This window comes from Collinsella aerofaciens (genome assembly GCF_039752985.1).
In the GTDB taxonomy this organism is placed as follows: Bacteria; Actinomycetota; Coriobacteriia; order Coriobacteriales; family Coriobacteriaceae; genus Collinsella; species Collinsella aerofaciens_BT.
On sequence record NZ_JBDMHA010000057.1, the window covers coordinates 1 to 13,734 of the forward strand.

A 13,734-nucleotide genomic window follows, 5' to 3' on the forward strand; every position below is an offset into this window, starting at 1 on the left:
GCTTCTACACCGTTGAGCCTCACCATGCAGCCGAGACGGACAGAAGACCGTGAGCACGGCGAAGAAGACGCGACTGGCTCATCCTTCAATCAATCCAATATATGAAATCAGATGCAGCCCACTCCAAAGACAACTTCGAAGTTCTTGATTTAGCTACAGCTTTACTGTCACTTACAGCGCCTAAATCAGCATCAGCCCCTACCCGTTGCCTTGTTAATTTTCCTATACATCTTGGAAACATGGCCACTAATGGGATCATTCGGAAACGCCTTCTGAGCTCTTGCAACATATGAAAGATAGTTTCCATGGTGGCTTGGGTCCGAAGTGCCTCGCTTGTCACTCGATCTGTTCCCCTTCGGAGAGTAATGCTCGTACAATGCGCTTACGCGCTTTTTACTCGGATGCTTGTCCGGATTATCGGCCAGCCTGCCGATTGATTTAGCGGCACGATAAAACCTGCTGTAAAACCTGCCGACCGTAGATTGGCGAATTCGGACATCTTTACCGTCAAAATCAAATCCCAAAAACGAAACATGATTTCCAGCATGATGCGCGGTTCGCACAACTTCCATTTCTCCTGCGAGCAATGCACCAAGTGAAAGTTGCTCGACCCTCCCATCGTTTACACGGTGGATTTTGGTCTTTTCATCTTGTAGTTCAACTGCAGGAACTCCCTGTGCCAAAGCAAGTGCATTGCTTGCTGTTTTGAGATCCTTGGCTCGGACGATAATGATGAAGTCATCGCAATATCGTATATACCTGCCATTCACGCTGGCAACACACGCGTTAATCTGGGCATCGATATCAAACATATACATGTTCGCCAAGACGCCACTTGTTGCCAGCCCTTGGGGGATGCCCCTCGCATCATGACTTCTTTTTCAAGGCACAACAATCGAAGAACCCTTGTAAGCCGAAAACTCCGCAGGTGTCAAGATGCGCGGTAGCCTGTTAAGACTCCTTAACGCCTTGGATCGAACTTTGGACGCAGAATCGCCAAACGTGAACGGGTCGTCTGGCTGAAGATCAATCCAGCCAAGCCCATTCCTTCTCGCTAAATCGCCAACAGGCCAATAACAGTAATGCAATATGTTTTTCAGGACTTGGTAATGGTCCGGTGGAAGCACGCCCTCGTTAAAGAATCCTCTAACGGCCTTGCGTAAGTAACTATGGTCAAGGTTATCGAAAAAGTGGGTGAAGTCTCCCGTGATAACTAGCGAATCCCCCTGCCCGCGAATGGCATCGATTGCATCTGCAGCAACAGAGCAATTAGTGAGGTGAAATCCGCTTCGATAAGCCGTAGCAACACTGCCGATACCAGTTTCTAAGGCACGACGGTCATATAACTTGCCCCATTGCAGCGCATAATACTGAAAAATCCTATGATCCAAGTGAGATGCATATGCGATATCTCTCGTCTTCAGGATCTTCTTACCGTCCCTGAATCTCACATGGCAAAGCGTATTCGCAATCAAGGGAAGAAATGCGTGACGCTGAATAAAATCTACATCACAAACCCTCGCCTCGACATCCTTGAATGCGACACGGTAATCGAAATGCGCGTAGCTCTTCTTTATCGCATACCCTGGAATACGAGGCGGGTCGAAATCGTCCACGGGCTCACCGCCTTTAATCAACCTGCTCGGTATATAGGAAGCGGCTCACCCAAACCGAGCAGGCTAACATAAGGTGAAGCGAGTTCACCAACGCAATGCGGCCGCCCATTCCAATGCTTGCCTATGGCATACTAGATGGAGATGCGGAGATAACCGATATGATTATCAGCGTCCTTGCCCAGCTATGCGCAGGCAACGTCGGCATCAATAGTGCGAACGTCGGAATTTCGTCGTTTGCGCTATTGACGGCGATAACGCACCTTTACGCCAAATGCGTAAAGCAATTTTATTGTACCGGAATGCTATCTTGAATCACGCGATCGCATCAGATCAGAAATATAGCCTACCTGAAAGAGAGTTATCGAAACTTACATTGGCATCAGATGCTTGAGGCCTTAGTGTCAATAAATACAGAGCAGCTGCCCACAGCCTAGCGGCGACATCCCGGTCTCGGACGGTCTAACGCTGCCCGAGACCTTCCTCTTATCAAAGCGCCACCGTAAGACGCATGGCTATATCATAAAATGGCACGTATAAACCTCCGTTGATCGAAAGAAAGTCGAGCATATGTCAAGAGTTGACGAAGTTAGAGCAGAGCTGGGCGAGGACAACGTCAACGAGCTTATGGACGCCTACTACACCTCTGGCCTCTCACTGAATGATCTGAGGGAGCTCTATGACCTCCCGAAGAGCTTCACAGACAAGAAGATCGTTGAGCTGTTCCCTATGATTGAGCTGGACGATGGCTGCCCCCTTTGCGGCGGTGCGCTCTTTGCGCCTAGAATCAGCAGGGGCATCAAGGACGTCTCGGCGGACTCGTACTATAAGGATCAGGTCTTCTGCCCAAATTGCGGTAAAACTAGACAGCAAGCAATGCGAGAGCTCGAAGAGTTTGAGCGGAAGTACAGGCTGCGTCGTGCATTCTCAATTGAGCCGAAAGAGTTCGAATGGGCCAAGCGCAATCCTGATAGCCTCACGAGCACAGTATTCGAGGTCCTGATCGAAGTAAGAGGCGGGGGTGGCAATACCTACCTTGGGCCCATCGCAGACCAACCGCTCTTGTTTGGCTTCATCGACGTCTGTAAGGCGCTCAGGGGCGAGGGGTACATTCAACCAACCGCAGCATTCGACAAATGGTTGAGCGGGTTTGAGGAAGAGAAAGACGGCTTCAGCTTCTATTGGTACAAGGTGCCCTTTGCAATCAAGTTGAAAGGCTACACTGCCCACGAGAGAAACCCCATCATCGTCGTAGGTGATCGCGAATACGTCGCGCTTGGTCAGGGTGAGCGCGAGTACTGGCTGCGAACCGCAAAAGGTCTCGTTCTAGCCTACCTCGATGTCCAGCTTGACGATGCGTGCTACGAGTATGAGGGACCGAAGCGCGAAGAGTTTGAAACTCTGCTCGACACCATGCTCCTAGAATACTCGCCCGCACAGATCACCTCGCTCATCTGGAACGCGATGGCGACTGCCGAAAAGCACGCAGAGGAGGGTCCTGCCTACAAAAGAACAGGCAATTGGGCAATGGGTGTCGTCCTCAACCGTGCTAAGAAGGCTCTCTCCGAGCATTGGGATTTGCATCCGAACTTCCCCTCAAGGACGGTTGAGGACACCGAGTTCGAGTGGAACTTCTTCGACGTCCATGTACCCATAGGCGAAACTTGGATGTACAGGAGCGTCCCCGAGGTCACGGGCGGCTGCATAGAAATCAAACATGCAAAGATTCCGAAAGGTGCCGATGCCGCAACAGCGGCCATGATAGCGAAAGCCCGAGAGATCGCTTGGAGAATCGGAACGGGCGAACCCGATTACCTCTCGTACGACGAGACCGACCGGTTCATCAAGCGGTACGAATAACGAAAAAAACGACGGTATGAAGTGACTAGCGCACAGCAATTCGCGTGCCACGAACAAGTACTTGATGAAAGCGGCTACCTCCAACGCTCCCGTTAAAAAGGAACAACCCCTGAAAAGACCCTAGGGGACAAGAATCAAGCATGGCTTCAGCAGCCTGGGGTGCCACTGTCCCGCGCCTCAAACAAGTAAATTTGCCGGAGAGAGCCCTCCGACTTCTTCGGGTTGATATTGCTCGCATAAACGTCGGCAAGCCGCGTATACTAACAATATCCGACCCCCTCCTGAGCGCCGTCGCGGTGCCCGCGCTTGACCTGGCCAAGCACCTCGGGGTCGAAGTCGTGGCGGTCGCGCGGCGGATATCCCACGCGGGGCAGCGCATGCACAGGCAGCGAAGCCGAATCCCGCGTTGAACATCTCTTCAATCTTTGGCACGGATAGATACGGGAGAAGTCTCCAGCATCCTCTACGATTTCTCCGAGACGCTTCTGATATCGGCTTCGTTGATATCAGAATGTGCCGAGATGAACCTCCTCTGATGAACCCCAATGCGGCGGTTTCCATTACTTGCTGGTGGCTGGCATGGCTGCGACACGAAATGATTCGATGGCCTCCTCTATTGCATTGGGGTTCATCACCTTGAGCTCGCCGCTGGCGCGCATCTCGCTGATCTCTTCCGAAAGATCATCAATAGCGTAATCCAGGGAATTCGATATTCGAATCGATATCTCTCGGTAAAGCGAGGAAAGGCGCTCCGTTCCTTTATTTTCTTGCGAGTAGAATCGACATCTTCCATTCCACCTTGGCAACCTGCCGTTTTCATTTGAATCCGGCAGGAGGAAGAAGCGCTCTTTTACGATGCCATTCTCGAGGCTAATGTAGCAGGTCGCTGAATTTTCGAAAGCTCTGTTATGGACGATCTCGTTTCTCAGTTCTTCTAAGTACACGGCTTCGGGAAAGTCGTTGCATATATGGCCTTCGTCGCCAGAGTGCGGACTCTTTGACCTGAATTTGGAATATAGGGCCGACTTGTCTGATCGGATTTTCTTGAAGGATTCGAATCGATTGGGAATCCGGTCCAGCTCAAATAGCAGATGGCTGAGAATATCCAATGAAGAATACACCCTAATTATGAACGACTCCACTTCTCTCATCATTGAATGAGACTTTGGAGAGGATACCTTGAATACTCCGTCCGAGATGTCTCCAATGGGCTCGATTTCCCCTAGTGCGCAGAATGCCATCCTCAGTGAGCCCACGGCCTGATCGTACGTTTCGCCAAAGCTATCGGTTAAATACCTTAGATCATCTAGATAGATGAGCCTTCGCGCCTCCTCGAATGAGAAACGTTTGACGTAATCAGCGAACGAATTCCTATCGAAAGTCATTTCGGGACTGAAGCCGCCCTCTGATATTGCAATCGGACAGAAGCGGATGATGGAATAGTAAATCGACTGATTTCCGAACAATCTTTCGATGATGAGATTGTCGAGGTCGATCAATCTCGAATGGATTTGCTCCTGAATGCTGTCATAGGAATCGTATAAAAGATCTTGCGACGGCAAGCTGTACACATAGAAGCTATCAGGTTCATCGTCCAGAGTCCCTTTTGATACTGTTCCTTGTTCAGAATAGTAAGTAATTAATGATCTATCAATCGTATTAGAGAGGTTGCTGGCGTTCAATTCCATGACTTATTCTCCTCTTGTGAATATGCGATTGCTGGGAGAAAGATAGTGTAATGAGTATCTGCTGCGTCCCCGGTATCCGTTTTGGCTGTCAAACAAACACGTGATTTATTTATGGCTTCCAAACGCTTAGCGTGTCTGGAAGCTCATTTATTTTATTGTCAGCAACCACGAAGCCAACGCTGAACCTCGCCCTAGTAATTGCAACATAGAGCTTGGAGCGCGTCTGCGGCTTCAGATCCGTTGAAGCGTCTTGCAACCAAGAGGCCATATCGGCAACTGGATAAATCAGAACATGGTCATATGTTCGGCCTTTTGCTTTGCCGAAGTTGCAGACCAATGAAGCGTTCGCGGTCTGAGTGGCGACGCTATGTCTCAAAATCACTGGATCCAAAAACTCGCAATACTTTTGTGCAAGTGACTTTGGAATAGCCCAAACTCCATTATGGGTTTCATTTGAAGCGGCACACAAAGATTCGGTTGGTGGGAACTCCGGATAGACCATGTTTGCGAATTCGATGACGCTCTTAGAGCAACGATGCGTTCCGTTGAGAGTCGCGCGATCTATCTCGCAGAGCGACGTAAGCTTCTTTTTCTCGATATATTGCTCGAGGCTCAGACCCTTGTTCTTGTTTCCAGCATTGGTGCGATAGGTTGACTGCCTCTCATCGCCGCACATGACTACGGGCATGCCAGAGGATAGAAGCGCGGCGATAAAGTCATAGTCGTATCCGGCCATATCTTGTATTTCATCGATGAGCACAACGTCGAACAGCTCCTTGATCCTTTCGATAACCGCTCCGAAACTGCATTCATTGCATTTCAGCGCAAGCGCTGGAAGTTTGGCCGCATAAATCTCTTTCGATTTATTACAGTAATAACGAAGGGTTCCTTTCTTATAGAAATTCCTTCCTTCAGGATTCAGGTCAACCCCGCTGAATTTCTCTTTACCGAAGCCCGCAGCGCCTTGGAAAGGACGCACTCCGTGCTCAAGAAGGAAGGTGAACCACGGGAGTACAGTGATGTTGGAAGGGATGCAGCCATACTTCTGATAAATCATCTCCTTCGCCACCGCCGAATTTTCATCCGTAAAGGTGGTGTAAAGGATTTTTTGATCGGCATCCGAAAGACTATTGATTAAGAATGTGGTTTTTCCTGAGCCGGCAGCAGCTAAATAGATCTTAGATTTCATCTAATTCGCCTCGCACCCAAGCAATGGTTTGCATTATGTATTCCGGATACGACAAGGTTTCCACCGAATCAAATATCTTGAGCGCGACCTCTGTCTTGTTTTCCTCCATATACTTGAGTGCGGAATCTCGATCCTTGAACTCTTTGCCCAAGATTTTCGACAGCATTTCAGCGCCAATCGATTCGTACATCTCTGCTTCAAGCGTGTTGTAGTTGATTCCCTCCATGCTGCCCTTTTCAAGAAGCCTATTTGCGTACGAGACGACTTGCAGTTCATCTTCTTGAGCTAGGGTTACATACTTGTAGCCTTGATACTTCTTTTCCAGTGCCCCAATGTTTCCATCGTTGTCGGTCATGGCGATAACCCTCTTATTGATCACCTCTGCAACTTCAAGGAATCGAAGGAAGCTTGTTCCGACGGAAATGACATCGACACCATCCTGAATTGGAAGTTTTCCATCGGAGGCATCCATATATGCGCGCTGGACAACGAGCTCGTCAGCATCTCCCTCGACGAGAATAGCGGTATCGCACAGAAGAACCCTCAATGTCTTGTATCCAGGGGCCTTCATGAAGAACCTAGAGGTATCCTCGCTCAGGTCTCTCATCGAGGCAGAATTACCTCCGTTGAGAAGGATCAAGTTCCTAAGCTCGAGCTTGTTTGCAACGAAGCTGCTATGTGTCGTGATGATTAGCTGAACCCCCTCACATCGGCTCTTCACGCCCTCAAGGAACATATTCAACCTAGTATGTGAAAGATGGTTCTCGGGCTCTTCAAGCAATACCACGTTGCCGCCACGCTTTTCGCTCTTTGCCAAAGCGAGCTCTGTGCTGACGATGCTTTTGGTTCCATCTCCTACGTTGGAGAATGGAATATCCTCAAGTTTGGTGATGACTCCATTTTCCCAGGAGTTTACTGTGCCCGCTTCGAACCCAAACGTTACAGCCTTATTCGTGAGACTCTTTGCTCTTTCGGAAATCTTTTCATTTATACTTTTGACGGTTTGGTCGGCGGAAAAGCCAGTGCGCATTCTTCTATGCACTTGCGATATGGCTATCTGATCGGATCTTTCCAGCACGTCTCTTGCAATTCTTGTCACCATCGCTTTCGAACCAGGCCAAGCAAGAGAATTGCCAGCGCCAACTAGTGCCGACTTGAACTTGATGCCAGCAGGGCGGATGCTCTTTCTGGCAAATGTCGTCCATGAGCATGCGTAGTATTCGATAGGTAAACCATGGTGTGATTTCGCGGCAACAAAGTCTTGGTACTCATCGGAAAAAGACTCTGCGTCTATGGCGATATCTAGCTTGATTCCAGATTCAGCGACACCGCGACTATTAAAGTCGCCCTTATAAAGAGCAACTGTGTCCTCTTCGCCGGAAAATACCACCTCGATAACAATGCTCGGAGGATTGCAAGGCTTTCCGTTCTTCAGCAGGCAAAGATACTCGTCAACGATATCCTTGTTAAAGAGATCCTCGGAAATGCTCCTCATCAGCGGAGCTCCTCGATATTGACCATCGATTACTGCTGTTACCGCCTCAAGCAGCGTCGACTTTCCAGAATCATTATCTCCAACGACAATGTTTATTCCTTCGGAAAACGAGATGCTCGCCTCGCGAAATCTCTTAAATCCAAATACCCTGAGCTCTTTTATATGCACGGTTCCACCAACTCTCGCAGCTCAATTCGTTATTCTTTCTATTATCCGCCAAGAAAAAGCGTCACATAGGGATCGCATGTTGGTGTAAAGGGTCGCTTCCCCGGCCGTAGAAAGCACGATGCGGCTATCGCCTGGAATTCTAATTGCTGAAGTCAGGATTCGTAGAAAGGCAATAACCGCATATGAACAAGATGCACGAGATCGCGGGCGGCGGTGCCCTGATGCCGAGATTCGACGACGGCATGGTGAACATGGCCGAGCTCATAAGGGTGATGGCCGAGTCGCTCGTCAACAAGATCATGGACACCCAGGCCGACGAGGCATGCGAGGCCGGCAACCGGCCCCCTACATCTGGCTCGATGCTACCTGCATCAAGAGCCGCAGCGAGGGCCGGGCGCAGTCGACCGCGCCCGCCACGGTCACATAGCAGGTCCAAAGAAACGTCCGCATCTTCATCACGTCCTCCTGCTATTTCGCCTCCAATGCGCAAGGAGCCTACCAGCTTCTTCAGCAGAGACCTCGTTCCCACCATCATCGTCTCTATTCGCAACGCAGAAAGCTGCCGCAACCAGCTGGTAGTCTTCCGGCAACTCGAAAAAGCTGCCGTCTGCGCGCGCCTCAGTAAGAAGACCGTCGATCTTTGCGAGCTCGACCACCCTTGCGACACCAGCCTTATCGAATGAGAAGCTCGTTACTTCGCCGCTGTCAAGCGAGGTGTAGCGCCCCGACCCGAACGAGAGAAAAGACGCGCACCCCGCCCCGTCAACGTTGGCAACCCTTTTCGCATAAGCCATGAATTCATTGGGTTTACGCTCTTTGAGCAAGATCAACGCATAATGACACTCATCGTCTAGGAACAGGTTCCTCGTGGCGGCGTCCTCGATCACCTTGGCGCAAACGGCATCGGAAAGCTCGAAAATGTCGCCTTTGGGCAAAAGCGTCTTGCAGCCACCGTCTCCCCTGTCATTCAGGCTGTTCAGCTGCGATATCAAGAAAGGCGTGAGCGGACAGATCACTCTCCCCTGGCTCTCGTCCACCGACGCTCGCAGAATCTCGCCAGACTTAGCAGGCCCCAACTGTTTGAACAGCAACTCGATGAGTCTGAGGAGTTCCAGGTCGGCACTCGTCGAGGCCAAAGGGGCATAGTGCTTTTCCTTGCTCAGACCCAAGGCCAAAAGGCACGCTTTGGCGACGACTTCGGCACGTCCTTCCTCCAACGTCGATACGCGGGCCCTCATGGCCGACACAAAGTCAATCATGCTACCCGCTTCGGCGTGCCTGCGCAGGTCTTCGAGCAGCACTCCGCCCTCGCTCACATTCAACGCATCCTGTACCTCGTGAACATCGATTCCGTCCGGCATGTTCGAATGGAAGTATAGATCGAAGGAATCGGCCCGCCAGATAGCGTTCAAGGTCTCCCTCGAGTAAGAGACGCAATGACTCATGCCAGTTATATTTGCCACCCGCGGGAAAAGCCTGCAGACGGCCTCGACCGCCCACTTGGCCTCAGAGCTCGGGACTATCCCAGAAAACAGCTTCTCCAAATTGGCGAGGCTGTCTTTCGGATCCATGTTATTCATATACAACGAAGATCCGATCGTGCCGCAAAGGAGGTCCTTGTGCACGCGAATCCAATCAACGAGCTTTGGCACCTTGAGCTCCAGCACCGCCAAGGCGACGACGTCCTCGAAGCAGCAGAATCGCGGCAGGATGCTTAACTTCGCCTTTAACGCGTTCGAGAAGCGCCGAACCTCCCTTATGGTGAAGAACCGATTGTTCAGAAACGTCAGGCAGACGCCGTTCCACCTCTTGTCGTCAAGATCCTCCCGCCTGTAGGCAAACGCCTCAAAAATCGCGTTAATGTCCTTGAGAAGCATCCGCTCCAAATCGCCCGATGAAATGGACGGCAGGCGCACAGGGACCTGGACTACCTTCTCCAGGTATTCAGCGCCATCGCACTTCTGGACCTCACTTAAAGCCCGCGTAACCACCTCCTCATCGAAAGAAAGAAGGTAGTTTATCTTGGGAAGCTTCGCCAGAGAGGCGACGAGCTGAAACACCATACGCACCTGGTCGTTCGGCAGCCGATCGATGTCATCGATGATCACTACGACTCGCCCATCGAACTTGAGGAGCTCCTCCTCAAGTCTCTGTTTCTTCGAGGAGACGCTTCCCGCCCTAACTGCGGATTTCCTCAACCTGCTCGTCAAACGATTGCCGAAGGCGGGCACAGCAACGCCCGCAAGCGGCATGCCCGCCAAACTGGCAGCGGCGCCGGCGGTCATCAACAAGGCTTCAGAATATGCCGCGAAGGCATTGAGGACCTCGGGGCGCTTAGCGCGCAACTTTCCGAATAGCTTGCGCCGCCCATGTGCATCTTTATCAAGCGCACTCCCGACTTCCTTAAGGAACTGAGCGAGCAGCTGCTCGGCCGTGAGGTAATTCCAGGGCTCAAAACGGACGACAGAGACGCCCGCCTTTTCGTCATCGTCTTTTCGGGAGAGCGCATTTTCAACGAGGTTTATAACCGAAGTCTTGCCTGATCCCCAAGGTCCATACAAACCAATGACAAGCGACTCGGGCCCAGCTGCGGATTTCAGAATATCAGCCAGTCTCTCAGCGAAAGGGATCCTTCCGATAAGATCTTGCTCCCTCACCTTGATTGGTGTATCGGTGGCAAGAGATAGGTTGGGGTTATCCAAGGCCACTACCTCCCCAGTTCGTAGCTGCGCACGGCGGCCTCGGAAAGCCGCATTTTCTCTGTCAGGTCGAGCTGCGTCATTTCCAGCTCCTGGCATCTTCATCTGTTCTTTGTTCCGAAGCTGGCTCCCACAATACACATCTTGTCGTCTGCTGCCGCATCCGTTAGAAATCCATTTTATTAAAATCGATGGAATATCCCATTGACTTGAGTTCTTTCAAAAGGCCGAACTCCCAACTGTCTGTTCCGGTATAAACGACGCCCTGTAGATCGGAGGGAATCTCGATACCTTTGTCAACAAGAATTGCAACGTTTTCCCTGCCAAGCCGACCAATAAAGTATCCGGCTTCAAATACAACATTCTGTCTAGCCCTGGGATTTGCCGACTGTTCTGCCTTGGCCCTTCCTTCGTCGTCCGCCGTAAAAAGGCATACCGCTCCTGCTGCATCGCCTTCAATTTCCAGCTTTTCGATGATTGTCTTGCCCTGATTTGACTGCTCGTTCAGGACTACCGCCGTCAGGCCCTGCCTTTCGATGATTCTCGCGACCCTTTCTCTAAGCTCTCCGTTGTGGCCATGAACGATAAATACCTTCGAATAATCTCCAACATTTGCAGTCGATCCGGTTTCCCCTTCGGCTGAAAACTCATCAAGGTATGTCTCCAGCACAGCTTTTGCTTTGCGCAGGCCGTCCGCACAGGCATCAACAAAAGCCGATTTGGGCGTGCCGGGGGCGAAATAAGACAACGAATAGCTGATTTCGTTAAAACTTTTAAATTCGTAGCTGTCTTCTCCAAACCGCCTAATTAAAAGCCTGTCCGCCCTTGTCTTCCATGCTTTAAAGTCAGGCGAACTAGAGCGGATGTATTTCTTTGAAAGATCGTCTGCTGTTTCGCACAACTGTTGCAAAATTTCAAAATCAGACATTAAGCCTTCTTTCTATAACCAATAACGGAGCTAAGAAGCATCTTATTCCAATGGGCAGCCAAATCTCTTTACCGTTTCCTCAGTGCCCCTATCGGAGATGGACTTGCCCATTGCGAACTCAATAGCGTCCAGCAAAGCCATGGCGCGATCTTTGAAATAGGCATCAAAGTCATCATTAATGAACGCATCCCAGTCAATGAGATTCGATTCGATGACGGAGTTCACCCTGTTCGATTTCACTTTCTTAACGAATTTCGCTGAGCAGACGCTGGGAGTCAAGCCTCCAATTTCTCTGTCCGATTCAGGCAGCAGAGGCATCTTGTTGATGACCGAGTTCCACTTATGCCTTTCGTATCCCGTTTTTACGCAGTGGCTTTGCGGGAAGATGTGATGTATATCGGGAGCGGTTTCCATGCTGTTCACGATATCGATAGAGATGCCACGCATTAAATCGAGCCCCTTCCCCTTATAGAGGAGAGCCATGATTCCCTTATAGGCTGCCGATTGCCTCGACTAGAGTCGCAGGAGTCGGGTTGACTGGAAATGAGCATTGTTCACGGTTAGCATCTCGGATTCCGCATCTTCAATCTTGGCATTCACATCCTCTATGTCATAGCAATAGCGGGTCTCGTTTGAGCCGCCATGCATCTCTCCAAGGATTCCACATCAGAACTGACGAGTAATGTTATTTGGCTCTTTAGGTCTTTGAAGTCTTGCGGAACGACAGCCATCGGTCATCCCATATTATTCGGAGTTAGAATTATCGCCCCACGACGCTAAGCCGGTGACCATCCAGTGACTTTTGACATCGTTATAGACATCGCCAATTTGATTGTCCAAGCATTCATCGGACTCGTTACCTTGGGGGCCTTGATTGCCGCATTCTGGCAAAGTAACCAGAGCAAAAGGAACAGGGAGGACGACATTAAGCGGTATCAGCCATCCCGTATATCGGCATGGTAAGAAGAGCGTCGAAACCGAACCGATCAGCCCGAGGACAATCGATTCGTCTGGCACATCAACCTCAGGATTCCGAAGCTGCGCGCGGGGAGCTTCTTCCCCGAGGGCCTGATCGAGCGTTACCCGGGCGTGGACCGCGCGGTCGCCGCCGCGGTCTCCGAGATGGTGACCAACGGCGTGTCCGCCAGCAAGGTGAAGCGCGTGGCGCAGTCCATGGGCATAGACCGCATGAGCGCCAGCCAGGTGTCGAGGATGTGCTCCTCGCTCGACGACACGGTCGCCGACCTGCAGGAACGTGACCCTTCCGACGTCAGGTACCCCTACATCTGGCTCGACGCCACCCAACAGAGTTCATATTCCTCAACGAGACGCGCTGGCCGGTGTCGGAGATGTGCGCGGCGCTGAAGGCGGCGCGCCAGGGCTATTACGCCTGGAAGTCGCGCCCTCCGAGCGCGCACGCCTTGCGCAACGAGGAGCTTGCCATCGCGATATCCCAGCTCAGGGACGAGGTTCGGAGCATCTACGGCGCGCCCAAGACGCTCGTGCGGCTGCGCTCGCGCATGATGCGCACCTCGCGCAAGCGCGTGGCCCGCATCATGCGCGAGCGCGGATGGCGCGGAGTCACGCGCGCGCGTCAAGCGTCCCTCGGTCGACCAACGCGCCTCCAAGAGGGAGTCCCCAGACGACCTGGTCAAGCGCAGGTTCGAGGCCGGCGGCCCAAACGCGGCGTGGTTCGCGGACATCGCCTACGTCAAAACCCGCCAGGGCTGGCTGTATCTGGCGCTCGTGATGGACATATGGTCGCGCCGCATAGTGGGCTGGTCGATGGGGCCCGACATCACGGCCGAGCTGGCCGACGAGGCGCTGAAGATGGCCCTGGGCAGGCGAAACAACCCGAGGGGTTACGTGCATCATTCGGATCACGGATCCCAGTATGTGTCGTTGTTGCCGTCCAAGACCATGCGCGAGCATGGCGTGCGCCCGTCCATGGGCTCGATATCCTCTCCGTGGGACAACGCGGCCATGGAGTCGCTCATGGGCATCGTTAAGTCGAAGTGCGTGCACGCGCGCACCTAAGCCACGCGCGAGGAGGCCGCGCTGAATCTGTTCGAGTGCATCTAGGTCATCTACAAC

Annotated in this window: 10 protein-coding genes and 2 pseudogenes; 4 read left to right on the top strand and 8 right to left on the bottom strand. The window is 51.8% G+C overall.

Annotated features, from left to right (window positions below):
- Window positions 1-191 precede the first annotated feature (191 nt).
- Window positions 192-857, bottom strand: a complete 666-nt coding sequence (locus ABHR76_RS07880; protein WP_346977256.1) for an RNA-directed DNA polymerase — start codon at window positions 855-857, stop codon at window positions 192-194.
- 24 nt (window positions 858-881) lie between these two features.
- Window positions 882-1,616 carry an RNA-dependent RNA polymerase family protein gene (locus ABHR76_RS07885; protein WP_346977247.1) on the bottom strand — a complete coding sequence of 245 codons (735 nt, stop codon included), beginning with the start codon at window positions 1,614-1,616 and terminating at the stop codon, window positions 882-884.
- Between the two features lie 567 nt (window positions 1,617-2,183).
- On the opposite strand from ABHR76_RS07885, the gene ABHR76_RS07890 reads away from it, so the two are divergent.
- Window positions 2,184-3,473: a hypothetical protein gene (locus ABHR76_RS07890; protein ID WP_346977248.1), complete on the top strand. Its 1,290-nt coding sequence runs from the start codon at window positions 2,184-2,186 to the stop codon at window positions 3,471-3,473.
- 560 nt (window positions 3,474-4,033) lie between these two features.
- Here ABHR76_RS07890 and ABHR76_RS07895 read toward each other — a convergent pair.
- The 6 genes from ABHR76_RS07895 to ABHR76_RS07920 form a co-directional block, all read right to left on the bottom strand.
- Window positions 4,034-5,161, bottom strand: coding sequence for a hypothetical protein (locus tag ABHR76_RS07895; RefSeq protein ID WP_346977249.1), 1,128 nt, complete (start codon window positions 5,159-5,161; stop codon window positions 4,034-4,036).
- A gap of 109 nt (window positions 5,162-5,270) precedes the next feature.
- Window positions 5,271-6,350 carry a UvrD-helicase domain-containing protein gene (locus tag ABHR76_RS07900; RefSeq protein WP_215674421.1) on the bottom strand — a complete coding sequence of 360 codons (1,080 nt, stop codon included), beginning with the start codon at window positions 6,348-6,350 and terminating at the stop codon, window positions 5,271-5,273.
- The gene (locus ABHR76_RS07905; RefSeq protein WP_215674419.1) at window positions 6,340-8,013 is read right to left on the bottom strand and encodes an ATP-dependent nuclease; all 1,674 of its coding nucleotides are present in this window, start codon (window positions 8,011-8,013) and stop codon (window positions 6,340-6,342) included. The genes ABHR76_RS07900 and ABHR76_RS07905 overlap by 11 nt, the downstream gene beginning before the upstream one ends.
- Before the next feature lie 455 nt (window positions 8,014-8,468).
- Window positions 8,469-10,715: a KAP family P-loop NTPase fold protein gene (locus ABHR76_RS07910; protein WP_346977252.1), complete on the bottom strand. Its 2,247-nt coding sequence runs from the start codon at window positions 10,713-10,715 to the stop codon at window positions 8,469-8,471.
- 163 nt (window positions 10,716-10,878) lie between these two features.
- A complete protein-coding gene (locus tag ABHR76_RS07915) occupies window positions 10,879-11,640 on the bottom strand; it encodes a TIR domain-containing protein (protein WP_215674415.1) in 762 nt (253 codons plus the stop codon).
- A gap of 42 nt (window positions 11,641-11,682) precedes the next feature.
- On the bottom strand, window positions 11,683-12,123 hold the full coding sequence (locus tag ABHR76_RS07920) for a hypothetical protein (protein ID WP_346977254.1): 441 nt from the start codon (window positions 12,121-12,123) through the stop codon (window positions 11,683-11,685).
- A 588-nt stretch (window positions 12,124-12,711) separates the two neighbouring features.
- On the opposite strand from ABHR76_RS07920, the gene ABHR76_RS10110 reads away from it, so the two are divergent.
- From ABHR76_RS10110 to ABHR76_RS07930, 3 genes and pseudogenes are all read left to right on the top strand, one after another.
- A complete protein-coding gene (locus tag ABHR76_RS10110) occupies window positions 12,712-13,005 on the top strand; it encodes a transposase (protein ID WP_430392689.1) in 294 nt (97 codons plus the stop codon).
- Window positions 12,990-13,223, top strand: a pseudogene (locus ABHR76_RS10115) (IS3 family transposase); the annotation flags it as partial. The gene ABHR76_RS10110 and the pseudogene ABHR76_RS10115, both read left to right, overlap by 16 nt.
- 4 nt (window positions 13,224-13,227) lie before the next feature.
- A pseudogene (locus ABHR76_RS07930) lies at window positions 13,228-13,677 on the top strand (DDE-type integrase/transposase/recombinase); the annotation flags it as partial.
- Between the last annotated feature and the right edge of the window lie 57 nt (window positions 13,678-13,734).